Here is a 25216-nt window from a genome sequence, read left to right on the forward strand (position 1 = left end):
TCACGAACCCTGCGGCTGGCGGGCCGAGTTGGTGTCCAGGCGCGGGCCCTTGGAGAGGAACTCCGACCAGGCGATGGGCACCATGGCCGGGTTGACGGTGCCGTAGCCGAGCCTGACCTGTGCCTGGCTGGCCTCGGGGCGGGCGTCCGTGGCGCCCTTCGACTGGTCGGCGGCGCCGATCTTGGACTGCTCGGCGTCGCTGTCGCCGTTGGCCTGGACGGCGTACCGCAGACCGGTGTCGGTGACCAGGAAGAGGGAGCCGCCCGCGGTGGTCTGCTTGCCCTGGACCTGGGTGTAGAGCAGGCCCGAGCCCGGGGTGACGTACGCGCTGGTGCCGCTGGCCGTGATGTCGATGGGGAAGCCGGTGCCGGCCCAGGTGCTCAGGGTCTGGTTGCCCTGGCCGTCGACGGAGCGCAGGACGTTGCAGACGGTGTCGCGCTCGTTCCCGCCGCTCGACTGCGTGCCGGCGGGCGGCGCCGTCTGGTTGATCCGGTCGGTCTTCTTCTGCGGCCACTTGATGTCGCCGGCGAACGGGGTGGCGTCCGGGTCGAGCGACTGGAGGTCGATCTCGCGGGCCTTGCCGTGCATGTTGAGGCCGTCGGTCGCGGGCGCCGAGATGAGCAGCCAGGCGGCGAAGTCGGAGACGGGCGCGACCTTACCGGGCAGCACCACGTAGTGCTGCGCGCCGGAGCCGGTCTGCGCCTTGAGCACCATGCCGACCTTGTTGTCGGCGGTGGCCAGGCCGCCCACCCCGGCGTCGGCGCCGGCCTTGCCGGGGAGCGCGGGGAAGGCAAGGTCGTCACCGGAGTTGAGGGTCCCGAGCCATTCCGGGGTGACCTGCTGCGGGGTCGCGCCGGTGCCGACCAGGGCGGTGGTCATCGTTCCGGCGGCCGGGGTGCCCTCCGGGAACTTGTACTTCCTCCCGCTCGCGTCGATCAGGTAGCGCTCCTGGCCCGCGCCGGTGCTCTGCACGTACAGCGACTGGGTGTCGGCGAGCCTGTGGGCGTCGTCCGTCCTGGCCGCCTCGCGGTCGGCGAGGACGAAGGTGGCGGTCTGCACGCCGCGTCCGTTGCCGCCCGGCTGCTGGCAGACGGCCCAGCGCTTGGCCTTGCCGGCGTCCTCCTTGGAGGGGAGCCGGTCGGGGGCGTACGGGATGCCGATGATGGGGCCGCGCGGCGGCTTGCCCGCGTCCAGGACCTTGTCCTGGACCTGGACCACCTTGAACTTCTTCGGGTCCAGCAGGAGTCGGGCGGAGGCGAGGTTCAGCACCGGGTGCAGCCGGGTCTGGTCCTTGCCGTTGACCTTCGTCGTCAGGACCACGTAGCGGGTCGTCGAGTCCTTGCCGACGATGACCCTGGTCCCCGGTTCCGCCCAGCCCTTGGGAGCCGTCGGCTTGAACATGCCCCAGGCGCCGAATCCGGCGAGCACGACGGCGCCGACGATCAGTCCCGGAAGGACCGCGCGCAGCGGGCGGGGAGCGCCCTCCTCGGTACCCGTGGCGGATGGCTGAAGGAACGCGGCCACCGTGCGCCGCTTCGCAAAGGTGTACGCGTTGAGCTCATCACGTCGTGATGCCATGACCGCCTGCTTCTCCCCGCACGGCCCGGCCGGTGAGTACGGTCCCCGGGCCTCGATTGTCGGACCGGGCACCTACTATGCCTCTTGACGGACGGTATGCAGGGGCCGGGTAGGGTGAGGCTGCCGCTCAGCGCCTTCCGCACCGGGGTAATCAGGGCTTGTTGGGGTGGATTGGGGAGATTCCGGGGCCGTGCGGCAAGGTTCGCGCAGCGCCGGGACTCATGGGGTCTGGCCCCGGAAAGGGGAAGTGCGCGAGTGATGGCCACCGCGACGGAGCCGCAGACCGGCTCGCCGGCACCCGCACGTGGTGGGGTCACGCCGCATCCGAAGTCGAGCCCCGGCCGCTTCGGTCCGTTCCGACTGCAACAGCTCGTACTGCTTCAGGTCGCGTCCGCCGCCCTGTTGGCGGCCTGGGTGGTCGAACCGCTCCTGCTGGTTCCCACCGGTGTACTGGCGCTCGTCCTCGTGGTGCTCGCGGTCGTACGCCGCCACCAGCGCTCCCTGCCGGAATGGATCGGCAGCGCGCTGGCGCTGCGCGCGCGGCGCAGGCGGGCCGCGTCCCTCGTCGTGCCCGCGGGCACCGAGCCCGGGCTGGCCCCGCTGGTCGAGGCCGATCCGGCGCTGCGCACGCTGACGTTCAGCGACCGCGACCGCCGGCCGGTCGGGATGATCGGCGACGGGACCTTCCTGACCGCGGTCGTCCAGGTCGACACGGACGCCACCGCGCTGCGGCCCGACCGGGGCGCGCGGCCGCTGCCGCTGGCCCTCGTCCGCGACATCCTCGAAGTGGACGGCATCCGGCTGGAGTCCGCGCAGCTGGTGCAGCACACCCAGCCGGCGCCGGCCCCGCACCTGCCGGCCCAGTCGATGGCCACCCGCAACTACGCGCCGCTGCAGGCCCGGACGGGCACCCCGGCGGTGCGGCTGACCTGGATCGCGCTCAAGCTCGACCCGGAGCTGTGCCCCGAGGCGGTCGCCGCGCGCGGCGGCGGGCTCGCGGGCGCGCAGCGGTGCGTGGTGCGCGCGGCCGACCAGTTGGCGAGCCGGCTGGCCGGGGCCGGGTTCAAGGCCACCGTGCTGACCGAGCAGGAGCTGACGGCGGCGCTGGCCACGTCCTCGTGCGCGAACCCGATGGCGATCACCCAGGCCGGCCGGTCGGCCAGCACCGGGCGGCGCACCGAGGAGACCTCGCGGATCTGGCGCTGCGACGACCGGCGCCACACGACGTACTGGATAGGCCGCTGGCCGCAGCTGGGCGGCACCGGGTCGGCGTCGCTCCCGCAGTTCGTGGCCCTGCTGACCTCGCTGCCCGCGCTCGCGACGAACTTCAGCCTGACGATGGCCCCCGCGGAGCGGCAGGGCGTGACCCTGACCGGACACGTACGGGTGACCGGGCGCAGCGACGAGGAACTGGTCGCGGCGCGCAGGGAGTTGGAGAGGACGGCGCGGGGCGTGAAGACCGGGCTGGTCCGGCTCGACCGTGAACAGGTGCCGGGGCTGCTGGCTTCGCTGCCGCTGGGAGGGGCGCGATGAGGGGCGGTTTCGGGCTGGTCGGCCCGCGGCGGGAGCGGCATGTGGTGCCCGCGGCGGAGATGGACCTGCTGGCGCTGCCGGTCGGGGACGACGGGGTCGTCATCGGCGTCGACGCCGAGGGGCGCTCGGCGGTGCTCGGCATCAACCGGCCGACGCCGTACGAGGTGACGCTGATCGGCGGTCTGTGGACGGCGCAGGTACTGGCGCTGCGTGCGGCGGCCACGGGCGCGCGTGTCGCGGTGGAGACCGGGCGCGGCCAGGTGTGGTCCGGGCTGGCCCAGGCGGCCGGCGGCGGGCAGCAGTGCGTGACCCTGCACGAGGTGGGCAGGATCCCACCGCAGGGTGCGTCGGCGGGCAGCCCGGTGCTCGTGATCCGCGACTGCGGGATGCGGCCGCCGCGCGGGCGCGTGGTGGCCGGGCCCTGGCAGTCGGTGCTGACCCTGCTGCCGTATCTGAGCCCGACGGCGCCGCGGTTGCTGCAGCAGTCGTCGCTGGTGGGCGTGCAGCGGGTGTCCCCGGACGAGGCGGAGCAGATCGGCCGCCTGATGCAACTGCCGCGGCAGGCGGTGGATGCGCTGCCGACGCTGGGCGACGGGGTGACGCTGTGGTGTACGCCACGGGACCGGCAGTTCGTGATGACCCAGGGGACGGACGCGGAGACGGGCCTGCTGGGCGGGGCCCGGCGCATCGACTGACCGCGGCCCCCCGAGGGCGGGCGGACAGGGGTGTCAAGGCGCGATTAGGCTGGGTACGGGCGCGGCGAGGTGGGCGCCGGACCGGTGTTCGACAGACCAGGAGGACCAGTGAGCGGCGATCGGAACGAGAGGCGCGGCGGGACGTGGGACGTCCCGACGGACGATCAGTCCGACGCGGAGCCCGAACTGACGGGCGAGTTCACCATCGACTACACCCCGCCGGCCTGGTACACGCAGGACGCTCCGCCGGCCGCGCAGGTGCCGAGACTCCCCGAGGGCAGCGGCTTTGAGCCCCACCGCCCGTCGGACCTGGACTCGCCCTCGACGATGCGGATCGCTCCGCCGGCGCCGCGGACCCCGTCCGACGGCGCGGGCCTGCCCGCCCCGTTCCCGGCCGCTGCTCCGGCCCCGGCGCCGGCGCCGGCCGAGCCCGAGGCGATCACGCCTCCGGCGCTCCCCTACTCCACTCCGGCCCCGATCGAGGCTCCGGCTCCGTTCGCGGCTCCGGCTCCGGCCCCGTTCGAGGCTCCCGCCCCGGCCGACCCCGCCGCCCCGGCTCCGTTCGCGGCTCCGGCCCCCTTCGAGGCTCCGGTCCCGGCCCCCAGCGAGGCCTCGGCCGAGGCTGCCGCCCCTGCCCCGATCACGGCGCCGGCCCCGTTCTCGGCTCCGGCCCCGTTCGAGACTTCCGTTCCGGGCGAGGCTGCGGCTCCGGGCCCGGTCGAGGCTCCGGCCCCGTTCGATGCCCCGGTCCCTGCCCCGGTCCCTGCCCCGGTCCCTGCCCCGGCCGAGGCTCCGCCTGCGTTCGCGTCGAGCCCCGCCGAGGCTCCGGCTGACGCCGCGGTGCCCGCGCTCGAAGGGGCGGCCCCGGTCGCCCCGGTCGCGCCGTTCGCGGCTCCCGTCGAGGCGGCGCAGTCGTACGCGCTTCCCGCTCCGGTACCGGCCGAGGACGCCGCCGCCTCCGCCCCGGACCCTGTCACCGACGGCCCCGGCCCGGTGGCCGAGTCCGGCCCCGGCGGCTGGGCCGGCCCGCAGGGCACCCCCGCCGAGGGGACTCCCCTGCTGCCTCCCGCCGAGCAGGCGGCGGCTCCGGCCGCGCCCGCGGACGTACCCCAGGCCGCCGGGGAGACCCCGTTCGGGGGACCCTCCGGCGAACTGCCGCCGCTGCCGCCCACGTTCGCGGCTCAGCCTCAGGACGCCTACCCGTTCCCGCCGCCGGCTCCGCAGCAGCAGCAGCCCCAACCGCAGCCGCAGCCGCAGCCCCAGCAGTACGACCCGCGCTCCGCCGGACAGTGGCCCGTCGGCCCAGGCCAACAGCAGCCGCCGCAGCCGCACGACCCGCGCTACTCGGCCGGCCAGGCCGGCGGCGGGGCGCCGCTCGGCTACACCGCCGCCGTCGAGCTGTCCTCCGACCGCCTGCTGCGCAACAAGCAGAAGCCCAAGAACAACAACAACGGCGGTGTCGGCGGACGCTTCCGCTTCGGCGGCAAGGCGGCCGAAGCGGAGCGCCAGCGCAAGCTGGAGCTGATCCGCACCCCGGTCATGTCCTGCTACCGCATCGCCGTCATCAGCCTCAAGGGCGGCGTCGGCAAGACCACGACCACCACCGCCCTCGGCGCCACCCTCGCCACCGAGCGCCAGGACAAGATCCTGGCCATCGACGCGAACCCCGACGCCGGCACGCTCGGCCGCCGTGTCCGCCGCGAGACCGGTGCCACGATCCGGGACCTGGTCCAGGCGATCCCGTACCTGAACTCGTACATGGACATCCGCCGGTTCACCTCGCAGGCGCCCTCCGGTCTGGAGATCATCGCCAACGACGTGGACCCGGCCGTCTCCACGACCTTCAACGACGAGGACTACCGCCGCGTCATCGAGACGCTGGGCCGCCAGTACCCGATCATCCTCACCGACTCGGGCACCGGCCTCCTCTACTCCGCCATGCGCGGCGTCCTGGACCTGGCCGATCAGCTGATCATCATCTCGACGCCGTCCGTGGACGGTGCCAGCAGCGCCAGCACCACCCTCGACTGGCTCTCCGCGCACGGGTACGCCGACCTCGTCTCCCGCTCCCTCACCGTCATCTCCGGGGTGCGCGAGACGAGCAAGATGATCCGGACCGAGGACATCGTGCAGCACTTCGAGACCCGCTGCCGCGGTGTCGTCGTGGTGCCGTTCGACGAGCACCTCGCGGCCGGCGCCGAGGTCGACCTCGACATGATGCGGCCCAAGACGCGCGAGGCCTACTTCAACCTCTCCGCGCTGGTGGCCGAGGACTTCCTGCGGGCGCAGCAGCAGGCACCGCAGGGTCACTGGGGTGCGCCTCAGCAGCCGCAGGGCTCTCAGCAGCCCCACCAGCCGCACCACCAGCAGCAGATGCCGCCGCAGCAGCCGTACGGACAGCCCCAGGGCCAGCAGCCCCCGTACCAGCAGCCTCCGCAGCAGCCGCAGCCGCAGCCGCAGCCCTACGGTCAGCCCTACCCGCAGCCCGGCCAGCCCTGGCAGCAGCCCCCGGCCCCGCAGCAGCCGCAGCAGCAACCGCCCCAGCCCCAGCACCCCCCGCGCGACCCGCGCCTCGGCTGACCGCAACAGGAAGGGCCCGTACCACCCGGGATCGGATCGAGATCCGGGGCGGTACGGGCCCTCGCCCGTTCGTTCGTCCAGCCGACCAGCCGGCCGGCCGCATGGCCGTCAGCGCTGCATGTCGTACGCGTCCGTGAGCACCCGCGCCCGCTTCACGTCGTCCGCGATCGCTTCCAGCAGCCCGTCCAGCGACTCGAACCGCGCCATCCCCCGCACGTAGGCGAGGAAGTCGACGGCCACCTGCATCCCGTACAGGTCCAGCCCGATGCGGTCGATCGCGTACGCCTCCACGGTCCGCTCGGTGGCGTCGAACTGCACGTTCGTCCCGACCGAGATCGCCGCGGGCATCCGTTCGCCGTCCGCCGTCAGCCAGCCCGCGTAGACCCCGTCCGCCGGGATCGCGGTGTGCGGCGCCGTCTCGACGTTCGCCGTCGGGTAGCCGAGCTCGCGCCCGCGCTGCGCACCGCGCACCACCACGCCCTCGACCCGGTGCGGGCGCCCCAGGATCTCGGCCGCGCCCTCCATGTCGCCCTCGGCGACCAGCCTGCGCGCCAGCGTCGAGGAGAACGGCACGCCGCCGCCCGCCTCGCCCCGCTCGACCAGGTCCACGACCTCGACCTGGTAGTCGTAGGTGGAGCCCATCTCGTGCAGGAAGTCGACGTTCCCGGCGGCCCGGTGGCCGAAGCGGAAGTTCGGACCCTCGATGACGGCGCGCGCGTGCAGCTTGTCGACGAGCACCTTCACGATGAAGTCGGCCGGCGACAGCTGCGAGAACTCCGCCGTGAACGGCAGGATCAGCAGCGCGTCCACGCCCAGCCCGGCCATGAGTTCGGCGCGCCGGTCGTACGGGGCCAGGATCGGCGGGTGGCTGCCGGGGCGCACGACCTCGCTCGGGTGGGGGTCGAAGGTGACCACGACGGACGGGACGCCGAGCGCACGCGCCGTGGACACCGCCCGTCCGATGATCAGCTGATGTCCCCGGTGCACGCCGTCGTAGGAGCCGATGGTGACGACGCTGCGTCCCCAGTCCTGGGGGATGTCCTCCAAGCCACGCCAGCGCTGCACTGTGACCGCTCCTCGCCCGAACCCGGTTGGTCCTTGAACTGATTGCCGATTGCAGGTCTAAGACTGCCATGCCGGTGGCCGCTGCCCCGCATCGGCATCGGCGAGGGACGGCTGCCGTGCCCTCTCGTCACGTCACGTCCGGGGCCGCCCTGCTGAGGGTCTCCACCGTGCGCCGGGCGCTCGGCCCCAGCAGGGCCGCGGCCTCCGCCCCCGCCGCCGCCACCCAGCGGGCCACCAGGGCGCCGAAGGCCGGTTCGGACCGGGCCAGCTCCACCGTCCGCCGCTCGAAGACCGCGGGCCCGCCCGGGGCCCCGAGCAGCTGCCGCCCGGTGCGCCGCAGCAGTTCACGCGCACGGCCCTCCGGGCGGCCTGCGGTCCCTGCCGCGAGGGCCCGGAGGAACGCGTCGAGCACCTGCGGATCGGTCTCCTCGCGCAGGAGTACGTCGGCCAGCTCGCCCCGCAGCGGGTACGAGGGCTCCCCGCCCGGCGCGGCCAGTACGCCGGCCAGCTCCGCCCTGACCCCGGCCGGGGCGCCGCGGAGAAGGTCCAGGACCAGCGGGCGCAGCACCGGAGCCGCGGCCGGGCCCTGTTCGAGCCGCCGGTCCACGAAGACGGCGGCGTGGGCCGCGTCCTCGGGGCACCGCGCGAGGTGCTCCCGTACGAGGTCACCCGCGCGCCGGGCCAGCCCCGGCGTGGTCAGCGCGGCCAGGGCGCGCACCACCTCCCCGTCGGCCCGGGCCCGCAGGGCGGCGAACACCGCGTCCGGGTCGGGCAGCACGGGCAGCGCGGCGACCAGCGCCGCCGCGGGCAGCCGGGAGCCCCGATCGGGATCGCGGAAGCAGGCGAGGGCGTCGGGCAGGTAGCGGCCGCGCACCTGAGGGTCGCGGAGCAGCATCCCCAGGGCGCTGCCGTGCAGGGTGGCGTCGGCGGGGCGGGCGAGCAGCGCCTGGGCGGCGTAGCGCAGCAGCTCGCGGTCGGCGGGGGTGCGCACGTGCGGGGCGGTGGCGAGCCCGTAGGCGGCGGCCGCGACCCGGCGGCCGGGCCGTTCGTCGTGCGACCAGCGGTCCACCGCCCGGCACAGGGCGGAGGGCTCCTCCTCGGCGAGCACGGCGAGCAGCTCGTCGGCGCACGGGTGCGCGGCGTTGACGAGCGCCTCGGTGAGGTCGTCCACGGCGAGACGGCGGTGGGTGTGCAGCAGGGCCTGCGCGGCGGTGGCGACGGTGGCCCCGGGGCGGCCGCGCAGCCGGCGGCCGTCGGTGAACCAAGAGCAGAGCAGCGGCTGCGCGCGATGCGGGTCCCGGACGAGGCGGCGGGCCGCGGCGTCCAGGAAGCGGTCTCCGGGGACCGCCTCGGCGGGGTCGGCGGGCAGCAGGCGGCGCAGCAGGTCGAGGCGGTCGGGCTCGGGCAGCCGCAGCCGGTTCCAGAACCAGCCGCCGAACTCGCCCGGGCCGGCGCGGGCCACGTGCTCGGCGAGGGCGTGCAGGACGGGGAGGTGGGGGGACGCGTCGGGAGCCCGCAGCAGGGTCTCGCGCAGCAGCCGGGCCGCCCACCACACGCGGTCCGGACCGGCCTGTTCCGGCTCCTCGGCGCAGTGGTTGAGGCGGTGGACCAGCGCGGTGAGCTCGCTCCGGAGCCGGTCCGGGGGCAGTCTGCGCAGGGCCTCCAGGACAGGCCCGATCCGGTGCCGGGGCACAGGCAGCCCCGGTCCGGCGGGGCCGTGGACGAGGGAACCGAGGGCGGTCGGGACGTCTAGGTGGCCGGCCTGGATCCAGTCGGACAGTTCCTCGTGGGCGAAGCGGTAGCCGGGCCCGGCGGGCACCAGCAGCCCCTCGGTGAGCACGGCGGAGGCCCAGCCGGTGCGCCACGGGAACAACTCCTCGAAGGAGGCCCGGTCCAGTTGTCCCTGCCCGGGCCCCAGACAGCGCCGCGCGGCCTCGTGCACCCGGCCGGCCACGCGCGCCGCGAGCCGCCGGACCCCCGGGCCGTGCACACGGGAGCCCCCGGCGTCGGAGCAGGCGGCGGCGATCCGGACGGCGGCGCGCAGGCACAGCAGGTCCAGGTGGGCGGCGAAGACCTCGTCGCGGCCGGGGCGGCCGGCGGTGACCCCGGCGGCGCGGATCCCGGCGAGCAGGCACAGGGTGAGCGGGTGCCGGGCGTCGGCCTCGCGGACGGCGTCGGCGGGGATCGTGAGGCGGGCCCGGACGGTCTCGGCCTCGGCGGGGGTGAGGTCCGCGAGCGGGAGGGCGGGCGGCAGGCGCCGGGCCGGGCGGTCCGGGGTGTGCAGGGCCTCGGGCGGATAGAGGGCGCCGGCCCGCTCCCAATACTCGGGCCGGGAGGCGACGACCAGCCGGGCCGCGGTGGCGCGCAGCCAGTCCGCGGTGGCCTCGGTCCAGGGCGCGAGCCCGTGCGCAAGCTCCGGCGGCATCTCCTCCGGAGCGTCGAGCACCACGAGCAGCGGCCTCCCGGCCCGGGCGACGACCTGGGCCAGGTGCTCGGCGATGCCGTGGTCCGCCGCGGCGGTGCCATGGCCCTGCGCGGCGGTGCCGGCTGGCCGCGGTGCGTCGGTGCCGGGACTCCGTGGCCCGTCGGCGTGCCCGGTACCCGTGGCCGGTGCGGGTGGTTTCGTGGGGTGCGACGCCGCTCCCGGGGGTTCTGCCCCCGGGTCCCCGGGCCCCGGACGCCGGCGGGGCTGGACGGTGTCGTCCGCCGCGACGATCATCCGGGCCGCCGTCTCCAGCGCGCGCGTCACCGCGTCGGAGAGCGAGGTGTCCCCGGCACACAGGTCCGCACCGCGCAGCCACAGCGTCGGCGCGGGCCGGTCCCCCCGCGCGCGGCGCACGGCCAGGGCCGCCAGGACCGTCGTACGGCCCGTCCCGGGGTCTCCCACAAGCCCGAGAACCGGCCGGTCCCCGGCGATGAAGGTATCCAGCTCGGCCGCGGTCCCCGGCCGCTCCACCCCCTCGAAGGCCCCGCCGAAGACCGCCTCGGAACCCGGACCGTGGCCCGGACGGAAGCCGGGCTCGGAGTCCTGACCGGATCCCTCCCCGGCGCCCGGCCCGAAGGCCCTGCCGGAGCCGGGTCCGCGGTCGGGCTCCGAGCCGGCTCCGCCGAAGCCGAGGCCGGGGTCGGGGTCGAGGCCGGGGTCGAGGCCGGTGCCCGCGCCGAGGGAAAGGGTGGGGCCGGTTGCGGGGGCGGGTGTGTGGGCGGCCGTGGGGAAGGCGGCCCCGACGGTTGTCGCCGTCAGTTCCAGCGCTCCGGCCAGGTTCAGGTCGGAGCCGTGGCCCGGCACGGTGGCGGCATTGCGTTCCAGAAGCGTTGCCAGGGGGCCGTACGGGTCGGTCGCGGCCGCCGCGCGCAGGGTCACCGCGAAGCCTCCCGCACGGTGCTCCGCCCGCAGAGCAGTGCCCAGTACCGCGAGCACCGCTCCGGTGGCGGCGTCCAGGACCGGGCCCCCGCAGGCCTCCCCGCCCAGCAGGAGCGCGTCGCGGCCGTCCGTCCCGATCGCCAGCTCCACCGCCAGACCCGCCGGCACCGCGTGGACGCTGTCCGCCGCCGCGTACGTGACCGCCGCGCCCCCCAGCACCCGCGCCTGCCGCCATCCCCGCGCGGGCAGCCGTACGTACGTCCCCGGGTCGATCACCTCGCGCAGCGCGACCGGCAGCGGTCGCATCCCGAGCCCGTCGGTCCGTACCAGCGCCAGCGCGAGCCCCGGCAACGCGGTCACGTCCGCCGCCTCGGCCAGCCAGGTCCGCCCGGCCGGTCCCGGTCCGTGCAGCACCACCCGGGTCAGGCCGTCGACGGCCTCGTGGCTGGTGACCACCGTCCCGCGGTCGTCGGCGACGAATCCGCTGCCGCGCGGCCGCCCGGCCGGATCGCAGATTTTGACGAGCTCCGCCATGGCCGCACCACTCCCCGCACCACTCCCCCGCAACGCCCCGTGTTCACGACGGTAGGCAGGTGAAGATCAGCACGAAAAGCACGCGAGGCGATTGCGCCCCCTTACGCTCCCTCCATTCACTCCGAGCGCCTGCTCGGACGGGTGAATACCGGGGTCCGGGTGGATAGAGACCTACCCGAGGGGGGTCGTGGAGCGGTGAGCAGCAGTCCATGTGCGCTCACCGCTCCACGTCAACGATCAGACGAAGACCGCGAGGGACTTCGCCTTCCCGTTCTTGCTCTCGACGAGCCCGAGCAGCTCGCCCTTCGGCCCGTAGACCGCGACCGTGGCGCCGGCCGCGTACTCCTCCGGCATGTCGATCCGCACGCCGTTGGCGAGCAGCGAGGCCCGCCGGGCGTCCAGGTCCCAGCGCGGGAAGGCCGCGGCGGCCGCCTCGCCGATGGGCATGACGGTCAGCTCCTCCTGAAGCTGGTCCAGCGTCCGCGCCCGGTCGATCTTGTACGGGCCCACCCGCGTGCGCCGCAGCGCGGTCAGGTGCCCGCCGACGCCGAGGTCGGCGCCGAGGTCACGGGCGAGGGCGCGGATGTACGTACCGCTGGAGCAGACGACGGAGACGACGAGGTCGACGACCTTGGTGCCGTCCTCGGCCTCGGCTTCCCGCATGTCGTACACCTGGAACGACGAGACGGTCACCGGCCGGGCAGGGATCTCGAAGTCCTCGCCGTCCCGCGCGCGCTTGTAGGAGCGCACGCCCTTGATCTTGATCGCGCTGACCTTGGACGGGACCTGCATGATCTCGCCGGACAGCTTGGCGACGCCCGCGTCCACGGCCTCCCGGGTGACCCCGGTGGCGTCCGTGGAGGAGGTGATCTCGCCTTCGGCGTCGTCCGTCAGGGTGTTCTGGCCCAGCCGGATGGTGCCGAGGTACTCCTTCTCCGTGAGCGCGAGGTGGCCGAGGAGCTTGGTGGCCTTCTCGACGCCCAGGACCAGCACGCCCGTCGCCATCGGGTCGAGCGTGCCGGCGTGGCCGACGCGGCGGGTCCTGGCGATCCCGCGCATCTTGGCGACCACGTCGTGCGAAGTGAAGCCGGACGGCTTGTCGACGATGACAAGGCCGTCCGGAGTCTTCCCTGCGTTGGTGCTCATTCCGCGGCTGCGTCCTCGTCGTCCTCGCCCGGCTTCTTGTACGGGTCGGCCTCGCCGGCGTACTGGGCGCCGGAGGAGACCTCACGCACCTGGGCGTCGGAGGTGCGCGCCCTTTCGAGGAGGTCCTCGATGGTCTTCGCGTTCTCCGGGAGGGCGTCCGCCACGAAGGTCAGGGTGGGCGTGAACTTGGTGCCCGCCGCCCGGCCGACCGCGGAGCGCAGGACGCCCTTGGCGCTCTCCAGGCCCGCTGCCGCGCTGGCACGGTCCTCGTCGTCACCGTAGACCGTGTAGAAGACCGTGGCCTCCCGCAGGTCGCCGGTGACCCTGGTGTCCGTGATGGTCACGTGCGTACCGAGGCGGGGGTCCTTGACACCACGCTGCAGCTTCTCCGCCACCACCTCCCGGATGAGGTCCGCCAGCTTCTTCGCCCGCGCATTGTCGGCCACTGGTCCGTCTCCTTCTTATGTCTTGCTATCAGTCTTCATCACCGTGGAAGCGCCGTCGTACGGACAGCAGCTCCACTTCCGGACGCGCCGCGACCAGCCGCTCGCAGCGGTCCAGTACATCCGAGAGGAACCCCGCGTCCCCACTCACCAGGGCGACCCCTATACGGGCCCTGCGGTGCAGGTCCTGGTCGCCCACTTCAGCCGCGCTCACGGAGAACTTTCGTTGGAGCTCGGCGACGATGGGCCGGACGACAGAGCGTTTCTCCTTCAGCGAGTGGACGTCGCCGAGGAGCAGGTCGAAGGACAGAGTCCCCACGTACATGCAGTTCCGGATATCCCGCCGGTGCGGGTTCGGTGGCCTGCCGGGCCCTCGCCCGGCAGGATCACCCGGCGCTCGCGCGGCCGGGTCACCAGAACCGTACACGCAACGGCCGGGGCCGATCGACGGATATTCCGCCGACCGGCCCCGGTGTTACGAGTTACGACACGGTGCGAACCGCCTCGCGCTTACGCGCGGGGCTTCTCGCGCATCTCGTACGTCGCGATGACGTCGTCGATCTTGATGTCGTTGTAGCTGCCGAGGTTGATACCGCCCTCGAAGCCTTCGCGAATCTCGGTGACGTCGTCCTTGAAGCGGCGCAGACCGGAGATGGTGAGGCTCTCGGCGATGACCTTGCCATCGCGCAGGAGCCGCGCCTTGGTGTTGCGCTTGACCTCGCCGGACCGGATGAGGACACCGGCGATGTTGCCCAGCTTGGACGAGCGGAAGATCTCGCGGACCTCCGCCGTACCGAGCTCGACCTCTTCGTACTCCGGCTTGAGGAGACCCTTGAGGGCCGCCTCGATCTCCTCGATGGCCTGGTAGATCACCGAGTAGTAGCGAACGTCGACGCCCTCGCGGTCCGCCATCTGCGCGGCACGGCCGGCCGCACGGACGTTGTAACCGATGACGATGGCGTCGGAGCCCATCGCCAGCGAGATGTCGGACTCGGTGACCGCACCCACACCGCGGTGCAGGACCCGGATGTCGACCTCTTCACCGACGTCGAGCTGGAGCAGCGAGGACTCGAGAGCCTCGACCGCACCGGACGCGTCGCCCTTGATGATGAGGTTGAGTTCCTGGACCAGACCGGCCTTGAGCACGGAGTCGAGGTCCTCGAGGGACACACGACGGACGCGCTTGGCGAAGTTGGCGTTGCGCTCACGCGCAGCACGCTTCTCGGCGATCTGACGGGCCGTACGGTCCTCGTCGACGACGAGGAAGTTGTCGCCGGCGCCGGGGACGTTGGTGAGACCCAGGACCAGGACGGGGGTCGACGGACCCGCTTCCTCGACGTTGTTGCCCTTGTCGTCGAGCATGGCGCGCACTCGGCCGTAGGCGTCGCCCACGACCATCGTGTCGCCGACGCGGAGGGTACCGCGCTGGACGAGGACGGTGGCGACGGCACCGCGGCCGCGGTCGAGGTGGGACTCGATCGCAATACCCTGAGCGTCCTGCTCCGGGTTGGCGCGCAGGTCGAGCGAGGCGTCGGCGGTGAGGACGACGGCCTCGAGCAGGGAGTCGATGTGCAGACCCTGCTTGGCGGAGATGTCGACGAACATCGTGTCGCCGCCGTACTCCTCGGCGACCAGACCGAACTCGGTGAGCTGACCGCGCACCTTGACCGGGTCGGCACCCTCGACGTCGATCTTGTTGACCGCGACGACGATCGGGACGCCGGCGGCCTTGGCGTGGTTGAGCGCCTCGATCGTCTGCGGCATGACGCCGTCGTTGGCCGCGACCACGAGGATCGCGATGTCGGTCGACTTGGCACCACGGGCACGCATGGCGGTGAACGCCTCGTGACCGGGGGTGTCGATGAAGGTGATGCGACGCTCTTCGTCGTTGACCTCGGTGGAGACCTGGTACGCACCGATGTGCTGCGTGATGCCGCCGGCCTCGCCCGCAACGACGTTCGTCTTGCGGATGGCGTCGAGCAGTCGGGTCTTACCGTGGTCGACGTGACCCATGACGGTCACGACCGGCGGACGCGGCATGAGGTATTCCTCGCCGCCCTCGTCCTCGCCGAACTCGATGTCGAAGCCCTCGAGGAGCTCGCGGTCCTCTTCCTCCGGGCTGACGATCTGAACCGTGTAGTTCATCTCGCCGGCCAGCATCTCGAGCGTCTCGTCCGAGACGGACTGCGTGGCAGTGACCATCTCGCCGAGGTTCATCATCACGGCGACGAGCGACGCCGGGTTGGCGTTGATCTTCTCCGCGAAGTCGGTGAGGGAGGCACCGCGCGACAGGCGAACGGTCTCGCCCTGGCCGCGAGGCAGCATCACGCCGCCGACGGACGGGGCCTGCATGGCCTCGTACTCCTGGCGCCTCTGACGCTTGGACTTGCGACCACGACGCGCCGGACCACCGGGACGGCCGAAGGCACCCTGCGTGCCACCACGGGCACCGGGACCGCCGGGACGACCACCGAAGCCGGGACGACCGCCGCCACCGGCACCGGCCGGACCGCCGCCGAAGCCGCCGCCACCGGGACGCGGGCCGCCGAAGCCGCCACCGCCGCCGGGACGCGAGCCCGGACCGGCCGGACGACCGGCGAAGCCGCCGCCCGCGGGACGACCGGCACCGCCGGGACGACCTGCGCCGCCACCGGCACCGGGACCACGGCCACCGGGGCCGCCACCGGGACGGGGACCGGGACCACCGGCAGCGGGACGCTGCGGCATCATGCCCGGGTTCGGACGGTTACCACCGGGAGCACCACCGGGACGCGGGGCACCACCCTGCGGACGCGGCATACCGCCCGGGGTCGGACGAGCGCCGCCCTGGCCCTGCGGACGCGGAGCGCCGCCGGGACCGCCCTGCGGGCGGGGAGCACCCTGGCCGCCACCGGCGCCGGGGGCACCGGGACGGGGAGCGCCGGCCGGACGGGGCGCCTGCGGGCGCGCCATGCCGGTGGAGCCACCAGAGGTGAAGGGGTTGTTGCCCGGACGGGGACCCGCCGGACGGGCGCCCTGGGGACGCGGAGCACCCTGGCCGGGGCCACCGGCCGGACGCTGACCCTGGGCACCGGGAGCGGTGCCGGCCGGGCGCGGGGCGCCGGGACGGGCGCCGGCCTGGCCACCCTGACCCTGCGCCGGACGCTGCTGCGCCGGACGGGGGCCCGGAGCCGCGGCGGCGGGACGCTCGGTGCGCGCCGGGGTGGCGGCCGGAGCCGCCGGAGGCGCGGAGAACTCGGTCACCACGGGCGCCGCCGGAGCGGGCTTCGGGGCGGCCGGGGCCTTCGGGCCGGGACGCGGGCCGGAGGCGGCCGGAGTCACCGGGGCGGGCGCTGCGGCGGCCGGAGCCTCCGCGACGACCGGCTTGGGGGCCGGTGCACCGGGCTTCGGCGCACCGGGACGTGCAACGGCACCCGGGGTGGGAGCCCCGGGCTTGGCGGGGGCGGCCTTGCGGGGCGCACCCGGCTTCGCAGCGGACTTGCCGGCGTTGCCGCCGGGGCCCTGCAGTGCGTCAGTCAACTTGCGTACAACCGGCGCCTCGATCGTCGAGGACGCCGAACGGACGAACTCACCGAGTTCCTGGAGCTTGGCCATGACGACCTTGCTCTCAACTCCGAACTCCTTGGCGAGTTCGTATACCCGGACCTTAGCCACTTCGCTCCTTTTAGGTCCGGGTTACGCCGGACCGTTGCTACTTCATGGGCGTACTCATCGCGTACTCATCGAGTGCTCATCGCAATCTCGACCTACTTCCAACTCGCGAGGTACCTGACCGCACGGGGCATCCGTGCCGTTCTACGTCTTACGGTGTGGCCACGGCCTGGGCGGCCACGGCTTTGCGCAGTTCCGCCGTGTCGAGTGCTCCGGCGGACCGAAGGGCCCGGGGGAACGCTCGGCGGCGGACCGCCTGGTCGAGGCAGACCACGGCAGGGTGCACATAGGCACCCCGGCCGGGCAGCGTACCGCGAGGATCGGGGACGCATTCGTCCTCGATCGCCACGATCCGCAGCAGATCGCTCTTGGCCGCTCGCTCCCGACACCCCACACAGGTGCGTTCGGGGCGTGGGCGGGCTTGCGTCCGGCCAGACACGCCTAAGTCTACCTCCCCGCACCGACCTCTCTCCCGACAAGTGGCGGGCGAAAAATCGAACGGCTGTTGTGTTGTCTTGATCCGCCGCCCGAAAACGGCGGCGTGCACCTGTCTACCGTCGGGGTAGCCCCGGCCGGTACCGGTTTTATTCCCCGTCCCGGTCCCGGTCCCGGTCCGCGTCCGGGGACGCCTCGGTGTCGGGACGGATGTCGATGCGCCAGCCCGTGAGCCGCGCGGCGAGGCGGGCGTTCTGGCCCTCCTTGCCGATGGCCAGCGACAGCTGGTAGTCGGGCACGGTCACCCGGGCGGAGCGGGAGTCCCAGTCGACGACCTCGACCTTGCTCACCCGGGCGGGTGACAGCGCGTTGGCGACCATCTCCGCCGGGTCGTCCGACCAGTCGACGATGTCGATCTTCTCGCCGTGCAGCTCGGCCATGACATTGCGCACGCGGCTGCCCATCGGGCCGATGCAGGCGCCCTTCGGGTTCAGGCCCGAGCGGGTGGACCGCACCGCGATCTTGGTGCGGTGACCGGCCTCACGTGCGATGGCCGAGATCTCGACGCTGCCGTCGGCGATCTCCGGGACCTCCAGCGCGAAGAGCTTCTTCACGAGGTTGGGGTGGGTGCGGGAGAGGGTCACGGACGGACCGCGGACACCCTTCGCCACCCGCACGACGTACGCCTTCAGGCGCAGGCCGTGCGTGTACTCCTCACCGGGGACCTGCTCCTGCACCGGCAGGATGGCCTCCAGCTTGCCGATGTCGACGAGGACGTTCTTGGGGTCCTTGCCCTGCTGGACGACGCCGGTGATGACGTCGCCCTCACGGCCGGCGAACTCGCCGAAGGTCAGGTCGTCCTCGGCGTCGCGCAGACGCTGCAGGATCACCTGCTTGGCGGTCGTCGCGGCGATCCGGCCGAAGTCCGACGGGGTGTCGTCGAACTCCTTGGGCTCCTGGCCCTCTTCGAGGTCTCTCGGGTCTTCCGTCGCCCACACGACCACGTGACCGTTGGTGCGGTCCAGCACGACGCGAGCGCGGCGGAAGCTCCCCTCGGTCCGGTGGTACGCGATGAGGAGGGCCGACTCGATCGCTTCGACGAGCAGGTCGAAGGAGATCTCCTTCTCCCGGACCAGACCCCGCAGGGCACTCATGTCGATGTCCACGGCTACGCCTCCTCTTCCTTCTTGTCCTTGCGGTTGAACTCGATCTCGACACGCGCCTTGGCGATGTCGGTGAACGCGATACGGCGGGCGGTCGCCTTGCGGCCCTTCACGCCCGGGACTTCGAGGTCCAGGCCCTCGTCGTCGGCGTCGATGATGCGGGCGATCAGTTCCCCGGCACCCTTCTCGCCCTCGGCGGAAAGCTGGAACTTCACGAGACGGCCGATCGCCCGTACGTAGTGACGGTGCTCGGTCAGCGGGCGGTCTGCGCCCGGCGAGCTCACTTCGAGGACGTACTCGTCCTCACCCATCACATCGGTTTCGTCGAGCTTGTCGGAGACCTCGCGACTCAGCTCTGCACACGCGTCCAGCTCCACGCCCTCGTCGGAGTCCACGATGATCCGCAGCATCCGGCGCTTGCCCGCCCGGGACATCTCGATCTCCTCGAGGTCCAGGCCCTTGGCGGCGACGAGCGGCTCCAGCAGTCCGCGCAGCCTGTCGCTCTGGGTGGTGCTCATCCGGGTGACTCCTCGGCCGCGTGTGCTGTTGTGATTTCCGTCGTGTGTCAGGTCAAAGGGTATCCGGTGTCAGGGGGTGTTGCCGTCCGCCCTGTGGACGGGGCCCCGGGTACCGTGATCACACCCTGCCCCGCCCACAGCCCCGTCTACACCCGGAGGACGTCGCCGTGCCCTGGACACTGCCTTCGAGACCCTCGCGCAGGAGCCTGCTCGCCGGTGCCGCCGGCGCGGCCGGCGCCGCGCTGCTCACGGGGTGCTCCGACGACGGCCCGAACGGCGGCGATGCCGCGATTCCACTCGAACGGCGGATGCGTGAGGCGGCCGTTCGTGACAGTGCGCGGCTGCTGGAACGTTACGACGCCACGGCCGCCGCCCATGCGGCCCTGGCCGCGCGGCTGGCTCCGCTGCGCGCCGCCGTCGCGGCGCACGCTGCCGCCCTGTCCCCCGACCCCGCGGGCTCTCCGTCGCCGTCCCGGTCCGTGTCCCCGTCCGCGTCCCCGTCCGGCGGTACGGGGGCCGCCGGGCCCGCGGCGAGCGCCGAGCCGGTGCCGCCGAAGCCCGCCGACGCCCTGACCGCGCTCGCGGACGCCGAGCGCAGCCTGTCCGAGGCACGGACCATCGACCTCGCCGGGGCCCCGGGGGAACTGGCCCGGATGCTGGCCTCGGTGGCGGCCTGCGGCGCCGTGCACGTGCACCTGCTGACCTCGAACCCGGGAGCCGCGTCGTGAAGCCCGAACCCTCCCCCGCCGGCCGTCCCCTGGAGGCCGCCCAGGCCGCACTCGCCGCCGAGCACGCGGCCGCGTACGCCTACGGGGTGATCGGCGCCCGGACCGTCGGCGCCCGCGCGACGCAGGCCCGCGAGGCCTACGGCGCCCACCTCGCGCGGCGTGACGCGCTCGCCCGGACCGTACGGGAGCTGGGCGGGGCACCCCGGCCCTCGGAGGCCGCGTACGCCCTGCCGTTCCAGGTGCGCACCCCCTCCGACGCCGAGCGGCTGGCCGCGGTGGTCGAGGACCGGGTGGCGGGCGCGTACTCCGATCTGGTGCGCGCGGCGGAGGGTCCGCTGCGCCGCGAGGCGGCCGACGCGCTGAGCGCCGCGGCCGTGCGCGCGGCACGCTGGCGTGGTGTCGGCGTAGCCTTCCCTGGGCTCTCGGAACGCGCGGACGAAGCGCAACGGGCCCAGCACAGCTGAAAGGGACCACGCACGCATGGCTTTCGAACCGCCGCAGCGGCTTGTACGGGCGCTCGGCGAGATGCCGGAAACGGCGCAGGACGCGGACTGGCTGGGGCAGTTGCCCCGACTCACCGAGGCCGCGCTGTCCCGGCGAGGAGTAGGGGCCGTGCGGGTGCAGGCCCCGGGCGGCCGCAGCAGCCTGGTCGTCCTCGTCACGTACGCCGACGGCACCCCGGCCGCGCTGAAACTGGCGCCGCCGCACGCCCGGCCCGACCGGGAACTGGCCGCGCTGGCGCATTGGGGCGGTTTCGGGGCCGTACGGGTCCTGGACACGCGGCATCACGAGGACGACGGGGCGCTGCTGCTGGAGCGGCTGCACCCGGAGGTGTCGCTGCGGTCGCTGCCGGAGGCGAAGGCGCTGCTGGAGGCCAGCGGCACGCTGCGCAGGCTGTGGGTGGCGCCGCCCGCCGTGCACGGGTGGGAGACGGTCGCGGAGCGCACCGGGCAGCAGTCGGCGGCCCTGCGGGCGGCCCCGGAGGAGACCAGGGCGCTGGCCGACACGGCTCTGGCGGTGCGCGAGGAGCTATTGGCGGCCGCGCCGGAGGAACTGCTGCTGCACGGGAACTTCCGGCAGGGCAAGGTGCTGGCGGGCGAGCGCGCGCCGTGGCTGACCGTGGGCCCCGACCCGCTGGTCGGCGAGCGGGCGTACGACCTGGCGCGGCTGGTCCGGGACCGGCTGGAGGACCAGGTGGCCTCCTCTGCGGGGGCGGCGGGCGCCCGGCGCCGGGTGAACAAGCTGGCCGACGCGCTGGAGGTGGACCGGGACCGGCTGCGGGGCTGGACGCTCTTCCGGGCGGTGGAGTCGGGCAACCGCGCGCTGGCCGCCGGACGGCGCCGGGACGCGGAGCTGCTGCTGGAGTTCGCGGCCTGGCTGTAGGGCATACCGTAGGTAGGAAGGTATGTCCGGCAGGGGGCCGTCATGGTCGAAGAACTGCTGACAGCGGCGATCGCCGCGGCTGTGGGCGTCGCGGTCTACGTGGGCGCCGCGGCCCGAGTGGTGAAGCAGTACGAGCGGGGCCTGGTCTTCCGCTTCGGCAGGCTGCGCGAGGAGATACGGGCGCCCGGCTTCGCGATGATCGTTCCGGTACTCGACCGCCTCCACAAGGTGAACATGCAGATCGTGACGCTGCCGGTGCCCGCGCAGGAGGGCATCACCCGGGACAACGTCACCGTGCGGGTGGACGCGGTCGTGTACTTCAAGGTCGTCGACCCGGCGAGCGCGATCGTGGCGGTGGAGGACTACCGCTTCGCCGTCTCGCAGATGGCGCAGACCTCACTCAGGTCGATCATCGGAAAGTCCGACCTGGATGATCTGCTGTCCAACCGGGAGATGCTGAACCAGGGCCTGGAGCTGATGATCGACAGCCCGGCGGTGGGCTGGGGCGTGCAGATCGACCGGGTCGAGATCAAGGACGTGTCCCTGCCGGAGACGATGAAGCGGTCGATGGCCCGGCAGGCCGAGGCGGACCGCGAGCGCCGGGCCCGTGTGATCAACGCGGACGCGGAGCTGCAGGCCTCGCACAAGCTGGCCGAGGCGGCGGAGGTCATGTCGGAGCAGCCGGCGGCGCTTCAGCTGCGCCTGCTGCAGACGGTCGTGGCGGTCGCCGCCGAGAAGAACTCCACGCTGGTGCTGCCGTTCCCGGTGGAGCTGCTGCGCTTCCTGGAGCGCGCGGCCCCTTCGCCTCCGGCGTCGGCCGCGCCCCAAGAACCGGCCCCGGCCGGCCCGGCTTCCGAAGGCCCCGGGCCGGCCGAGGTCGACGGAGCGGTGCCGCCGGCCGAGGTCGACGGTGCAGCGCCGCCGCCCGCGCTCGGCGGCCCGGCGGAGGCCCTGCTCCTGGACGGCGCGCCCCCGCCGGTGGACGACCCGGACGGGACGCGCGGGTAGGCCGCTGCGCGGAGCCGTCCCCCCGTCCTCAACGCCGGACGGGCTGAAAGACCTGGGCTCCGCCCCAGACCCCGCTCCTCAAACGCCGGAGGGGCTGGATGGTGCCGGCGTTTGAGGCGCGGGGTTCGGGGCGGAGCCCCGGGAGTTCGGCCGGGTCAGCGCGTCAGGCGGGCGAGGGCCTCGGGGAGGGGGAGTTCCTCGCGGGTGCCCGTCGCGCGGTTCTGGAGTTCGACCACCTGCTCCGCGGACCGCCGCCCCGCCACCAGGATCCACGGCACGCCGATCAGCTCCGCGTCCGTGAGCTTCACACCCGGGGAGAGCCCCGGACGGTCGTCCAGCAGGACCCGCAGGCCGGAGCCCGCCAGGGCCGTCGCCGCCTCCTCCGCCAGGGCCAGCGGCACCGCCTTGCCCGCCGCCACCACGTGGACGTCCGCCGGGGCCACCGCCGCCGGCCAGCACAGCCCGCGCTCGTCCGCCGTCTGCTCGGCGAGCGCCGCCACCGCGCGGGAGACGCCGATGCCGTAGGAACCCATGGTGACGCGGACCGGCTTGCCCTCGCGGCCCAGCACGTCCAGGCCGAAGGCGTCGGCGTACTTGCGGCCCAGCTGGAAGATGTGGCCGATCTCGATGGCCCGGTCCAGGCGCAGTCCGGCGCCGCAGTTCGGGCAGGGGTCACCGGGCTCGACGACCACCACGTCGAGGTACTGGTCCACCTCGAAGTCGCGGCCGCAGACCACGTTGCGGGCGTGGGTGTCCGCCCGGTTGGCGCCCGTCACCCAGGCCGTGCCCGGCGCGACCCGCGGGTCGGCCAGGTAGCGGACCTTCTCCAGGCCCTGCGGGCCCACGTAGCCGCGTACGAGGTCGGGCCGGCCGACGAAGTCCTCGGCCGTCACCAGCTCCACCACCGCCGGGGCCAGGTGCTCGCCCAGCTTGCCGAGGTCGACCTCCCGGTCACCCGGCACGCCCACGGCCACGATCTCGCCGTCCACCTTGACCAGCAGGTTCTTCAGCGTCGCCGAGGCGGGGACGCCCAGGTGCGCCGCCAGGGTCTCGATCGTGGGGGTGTCCGGGGTGTCCACTTCCTCCAGCGCCGGGTGCTCCGCGGACACCGGTGCCAGGGCGAACGTCACGGCCTCGGTGTTCGCCGCGTAGTCGCAGGACGGGCAGTCCACGAACGTGTCCTCGCCCGCCCCGGCCGGGGCCAGGAACTCCTCCGACGCCGAGCCGCCCATCGCCCCCGACACCGCCGACACGATCCGGTGGTCCAGGCCGAGCCGCTCGAAGATGCGGACGTACGCCTCGCGGTGGAGCCGGTACGACTCCTCCAGCCCCTCGTCGGACACGTCGAAGGAGTACGAGTCCTTCATCTGGAACTCGCGCCCCCGCAGCACCCCGGAGCGCGGCCGCGCCTCGTCGCGGTACTTGGTCTGGATCTGGTACAGCATGACCGGCAGGTCCTTGTACGAGGTGCACTGGTCCTTCACCACCAGGGTGAAGATCTCCTCGTGCGTGGGACCGAGCAGGTAGTCCGCGCCCTTGCGGTCCTTGAGCCGGAACAGCAGGTCCCCGTACTCCGACCAGCGTCCGCTGACCTCGTACGGCTCTTTCGGCAGCAGGGCCGGGAGCAGCACCTCCTGGGCGCCGATCGCGTCCATCTCCTCGCGGACGACGCGCGAGACGTTGTCCAGGACGCGCTTGCCGAGCGGCAGCCACGTCCACACCCCGGCCGAGCTGCGCCGGACGTAGCCGGCGCGGACCAGAAGCCGGTGGCTGAGGGTTTCGGCGTCGGCCGGGTCCTCGCGGAGTGTCTTGGCCATCAGGCGGGACATGCGCTGCACGTGTTGCGTAGACATGCGGGGAGGTTACCGGGGGCCGCGCGGGCCCCGGTAATCAATTCAGGGCCTGCTCAGCGGCAGGGTGGCGCCCATGACGGCGTACGGGAGGCTCGCGCTCGGGAAGTGGACCTGGCGGGCGAGGTCGGTGTAGCCGAGGGCCCGGTAGAGGCCCCGGGCGGGGCTCTCGGTGTCGATGGCGGAGAGGATCGAGCGGGGTTCGGCGGCGTCGTCGGTGAGGGCGGTGATCAGGCCGCGGCCGACGCCGTGGCCCTGGAAGCCGGGGTGGACGTGCAGTTCGGTGATCACGAAGGAGCCGTCGAGCCAGGCCTCGTGCCCGCCGGCGCGCAGGTAGGGCTCGACGATCGTGGACCACCAGTGCGTCCGGTCGTTCGGCATCCCGTACACGAACCCGGTGAGCGCCCCGTCCTCGGCGAACGCCCCGAGGGCGCGGGCGCCGCGGCAGGCCATGTGGCGCTGGACGATGTAGCGCCGGATGCCGACCTCCTCCTCGCTGAGGCCGAAGGCGACGGCCTGCACGCGCAGGGCCTCGTCCACGCGGGCGGCGAGGTCGAGGGGGCCGATGCGGACTCCGGATGGCAGCATGCGGCGACCTTACTTCGCGGTACGGTCGCGCCGGAATGCCGCCGCCGGGGCGGCGTACCGGTTCAGAACAGCACGCTCATGAAAGCGCCGACCTCGCGGAAGCCGACGCGCCGGTACGCCGCCCGCGCGGCGGTGTTGTAGTCGTTCACGTAGAGGCTGACCACGGGGGCCACGTCCTGCAGCGCGTAGGCGACGACGGCGGCCATGCCGGTCTCCGAGTGCCCGCGGCCGCGGAACTCGGGGTCCACCCACACGCCCTGGATCTGGCAGGCGCGGGCGGTGGCGGCGCCGATCTCCGCCTTGAAGACGACCATGCCGTCCTCGACGTGGGCGAAGGAGCGGCCGCTCGCGACGAGCTCGGCGACGCGGGCCTGGTAGAGCAGCCCGCCGTCGCCGGCCATCGGCGAGATGCCGACCTCCTCGGTGAACATGGCCACGCAGGCGGGCATGATCAGGTCCATCTCGTCCTTGCGGATCCGGCGGACCCGCGGGTCGGCCCGGACCGTGGTGGACGGACGCTCGATGACCATGAGCGGCTGGTGGGAACGGACCTCGCGGGCCGGCCCCCAGCTGGGCTCCAGGAGCTGCCACAGCAGCCGGGTGGCCTCGGCGGGGCCGACGATGGAGGAGCAGCGGCGGCCGGTGCGGCGGGCGCGGTCGGCGAAGGCGCGCACGGCGTCGGGTTCGGCGCAGACGGGGACCAGGTTGGCGCCCGCGTAGCAGAGCGAACGGAGCTCGCCGTCGGCGTACCAGCCCCACATCTCGCCGCCCAGGCGCCAGGGGTCGAGTCCGGCCACCTGGACCCGGGAGGTGACGAACGCGTTCTCGACCGGGTCGCGTCCGAGGATGTCGAGCGCGGCGTCGAGATCACTGGGCTCAAGGACCCGGGTGGTGGTCTGCGTCAACACTGGGGCCTCACCATGCAAGTCTGCTGATCTCCGCACTGTACCCGGA

The 25216-nt window shown here is 73.6% G+C and carries 20 protein-coding genes; 7 read left to right on the forward strand and 13 right to left on the reverse strand.

From position 1 onward, the window contains the following. Complete coding sequence (gene eccB, locus OG534_RS09905; protein ID WP_326587722.1) at positions 1 to 1578, reverse strand: type VII secretion protein EccB; 1578 nt, start codon at positions 1576 to 1578, stop codon at positions 1 to 3. Between the two features lie 258 nt (positions 1579 to 1836). On the opposite strand from eccB, the gene eccE reads away from it, so the two are divergent. The 3 genes from eccE (at position 1837) to OG534_RS09920 (ending at position 6386) form a co-directional block, all read left to right on the forward strand. Next, positions 1837 to 3111, forward strand: a complete 1275-nt coding sequence (eccE, locus tag OG534_RS09910; RefSeq protein WP_326587723.1) for a type VII secretion protein EccE — start codon at positions 1837 to 1839, stop codon at positions 3109 to 3111. Continuing rightward, positions 3108 to 3806, forward strand: a complete 699-nt coding sequence (locus OG534_RS09915; protein ID WP_326587724.1) for a hypothetical protein — start codon at positions 3108 to 3110, stop codon at positions 3804 to 3806. The genes eccE and OG534_RS09915 overlap by 4 nt, the downstream gene beginning before the upstream one ends. A gap of 108 nt (positions 3807 to 3914) precedes the next feature. Beyond that, complete coding sequence (locus tag OG534_RS09920) at positions 3915 to 6386, forward strand: SCO5717 family growth-regulating ATPase (protein WP_326587725.1); 2472 nt, start codon at positions 3915 to 3917, stop codon at positions 6384 to 6386. Positions 6387 to 6494: 108 nt separating this feature from the next. Here OG534_RS09920 and OG534_RS09925 read toward each other — a convergent pair whose 3' ends face one another. The 9 genes from OG534_RS09925 to rimP form a co-directional block, all read right to left on the reverse strand. Beyond that, entirely contained in the window at positions 6495 to 7451 is a 957-nt protein-coding gene (locus tag OG534_RS09925) for a bifunctional riboflavin kinase/FAD synthetase (protein ID WP_326587726.1), read from the reverse strand. 127 nt (positions 7452 to 7578) lie between these two features. Continuing rightward, positions 7579 to 11349 (reverse strand): serine protease, encoded by a 3771-nt coding sequence (locus tag OG534_RS09930; protein WP_326587727.1) that lies wholly within the window; start codon positions 11347 to 11349, stop codon positions 7579 to 7581. A gap of 237 nt (positions 11350 to 11586) precedes the next feature. Then, entirely contained in the window at positions 11587 to 12495 is a 909-nt protein-coding gene (gene truB, locus OG534_RS09935; protein WP_326587728.1) for a tRNA pseudouridine(55) synthase TruB, read from the reverse strand. Continuing rightward, positions 12492 to 12941 carry a 30S ribosome-binding factor RbfA gene (gene rbfA, locus OG534_RS09940; protein WP_326587729.1) on the reverse strand — a complete coding sequence of 150 codons (450 nt, stop codon included), beginning with the start codon at positions 12939 to 12941 and terminating at the stop codon, positions 12492 to 12494. Before rbfA ends, truB begins: the two co-directional genes overlap by 4 nt. A gap of 28 nt (positions 12942 to 12969) precedes the next feature. Continuing rightward, on the reverse strand, positions 12970 to 13263 hold the full coding sequence (locus tag OG534_RS09945) for a DUF503 domain-containing protein (RefSeq protein WP_030030358.1): 294 nt from the start codon (positions 13261 to 13263) through the stop codon (positions 12970 to 12972). Between the two features lie 185 nt (positions 13264 to 13448). Further along, entirely contained in the window at positions 13449 to 16592 is a 3144-nt protein-coding gene (gene infB / locus OG534_RS09950) for a translation initiation factor IF-2 (RefSeq protein ID WP_326587730.1), read from the reverse strand. A gap of 148 nt (positions 16593 to 16740) precedes the next feature. After that, the gene (locus tag OG534_RS09955) at positions 16741 to 17028 is read right to left on the reverse strand and encodes a YlxR family protein (RefSeq protein ID WP_326587731.1); all 288 of its coding nucleotides are present in this window, start codon (positions 17026 to 17028) and stop codon (positions 16741 to 16743) included. Positions 17029 to 17173: 145 nt separating this feature from the next. Beyond that, the gene (gene nusA, locus OG534_RS09960; RefSeq protein ID WP_326587732.1) at positions 17174 to 18190 is read right to left on the reverse strand and encodes a transcription termination factor NusA; all 1017 of its coding nucleotides are present in this window, start codon (positions 18188 to 18190) and stop codon (positions 17174 to 17176) included. A 2-nt stretch (positions 18191 to 18192) separates the two neighbouring features. Next, entirely contained in the window at positions 18193 to 18705 is a 513-nt protein-coding gene (gene rimP / locus OG534_RS09965) for a ribosome maturation factor RimP (protein ID WP_326587733.1), read from the reverse strand. Positions 18706 to 18872: 167 nt separating this feature from the next. On the opposite strand from rimP, the gene OG534_RS09970 reads away from it, so the two are divergent. From OG534_RS09970 to OG534_RS09985, 4 genes are read left to right on the forward strand one after another with little or no spacing between them, the layout of a single operon-like run. Continuing rightward, entirely contained in the window at positions 18873 to 19433 is a 561-nt protein-coding gene (locus OG534_RS09970) for a hypothetical protein (RefSeq protein WP_326587734.1), read from the forward strand. Further along, the gene (locus OG534_RS09975) at positions 19430 to 19897 is read left to right on the forward strand and encodes a DUF4439 domain-containing protein (RefSeq protein WP_326587735.1); all 468 of its coding nucleotides are present in this window, start codon (positions 19430 to 19432) and stop codon (positions 19895 to 19897) included. Before OG534_RS09970 ends, OG534_RS09975 begins: the two co-directional genes overlap by 4 nt. 16 nt (positions 19898 to 19913) lie before the next feature. Continuing rightward, on the forward strand, positions 19914 to 20816 hold the full coding sequence (locus OG534_RS09980; RefSeq protein ID WP_326587736.1) for an aminoglycoside phosphotransferase family protein: 903 nt from the start codon (positions 19914 to 19916) through the stop codon (positions 20814 to 20816). Positions 20817 to 20858: 42 nt separating this feature from the next. Further along, entirely contained in the window at positions 20859 to 21824 is a 966-nt protein-coding gene (locus tag OG534_RS09985; protein WP_326587737.1) for a slipin family protein, read from the forward strand. A gap of 155 nt (positions 21825 to 21979) precedes the next feature. Here the strand turns inward: OG534_RS09985 and OG534_RS09990 are convergent, their stop codons facing one another. The 3 genes from OG534_RS09990 to OG534_RS10000 form a co-directional block, all read right to left on the reverse strand. Beyond that, complete coding sequence (locus OG534_RS09990) at positions 21980 to 23677, reverse strand: proline--tRNA ligase (RefSeq protein ID WP_326587738.1); 1698 nt, start codon at positions 23675 to 23677, stop codon at positions 21980 to 21982. A 42-nt stretch (positions 23678 to 23719) separates the two neighbouring features. Next, complete coding sequence (locus OG534_RS09995; RefSeq protein WP_326587739.1) at positions 23720 to 24262, reverse strand: GNAT family N-acetyltransferase; 543 nt, start codon at positions 24260 to 24262, stop codon at positions 23720 to 23722. Positions 24263 to 24324: 62 nt separating this feature from the next. Then, positions 24325 to 25170 carry a GNAT family N-acetyltransferase gene (locus OG534_RS10000; protein WP_326587740.1) on the reverse strand — a complete coding sequence of 282 codons (846 nt, stop codon included), beginning with the start codon at positions 25168 to 25170 and terminating at the stop codon, positions 24325 to 24327. Positions 25171 to 25216: the final 46 nt, after the last annotated feature.

Origin of the sequence: Streptomyces sp. NBC_01294 (assembly GCF_035917235.1) — a bacterium.
Taxonomy (GTDB): Bacteria; Actinomycetota; Actinomycetes; order Streptomycetales; family Streptomycetaceae; genus Streptomyces; species Streptomyces caledonius.

Excerpts from the sequence above, each read along its gene's own strand:
- eccE (WP_326587723.1), top strand. The coding sequence starts at position 1,837 with ATGGCCACCGCGACGGAGCCGCAGACCGGCTCGCCGGCACCCGCACGT.
- OG534_RS09995 (WP_326587739.1), bottom strand. The coding sequence starts at position 24,262 with ATGCTGCCATCCGGAGTCCGCATCGGCCCCCTCGACCTCGCCGCCCGC.
- OG534_RS09945 (WP_030030358.1), bottom strand. The coding sequence starts at position 13,263 with ATGTACGTGGGGACTCTGTCCTTCGACCTGCTCCTCGGCGACGTCCAC.
- truB (WP_326587728.1), bottom strand. The coding sequence starts at position 12,495 with ATGAGCACCAACGCAGGGAAGACTCCGGACGGCCTTGTCATCGTCGAC.
- OG534_RS09985 (WP_326587737.1), top strand. The coding sequence starts at position 20,859 with ATGGTCGAAGAACTGCTGACAGCGGCGATCGCCGCGGCTGTGGGCGTC.
- rimP (WP_326587733.1), bottom strand. The coding sequence starts at position 18,705 with ATGAGCACCACCCAGAGCGACAGGCTGCGCGGACTGCTGGAGCCGCTC.
- OG534_RS09990 (WP_326587738.1), bottom strand. The coding sequence starts at position 23,677 with ATGTCTACGCAACACGTGCAGCGCATGTCCCGCCTGATGGCCAAGACA.
- eccB (WP_326587722.1), bottom strand. The coding sequence starts at position 1,578 with ATGGCATCACGACGTGATGAGCTCAACGCGTACACCTTTGCGAAGCGG.
- OG534_RS09980 (WP_326587736.1), top strand. The coding sequence starts at position 19,914 with ATGGCTTTCGAACCGCCGCAGCGGCTTGTACGGGCGCTCGGCGAGATG.
- OG534_RS09930 (WP_326587727.1), bottom strand. The coding sequence starts at position 11,349 with ATGGCGGAGCTCGTCAAAATCTGCGATCCGGCCGGGCGGCCGCGCGGC.
- OG534_RS09915 (WP_326587724.1), top strand. The coding sequence starts at position 3,108 with ATGAGGGGCGGTTTCGGGCTGGTCGGCCCGCGGCGGGAGCGGCATGTG.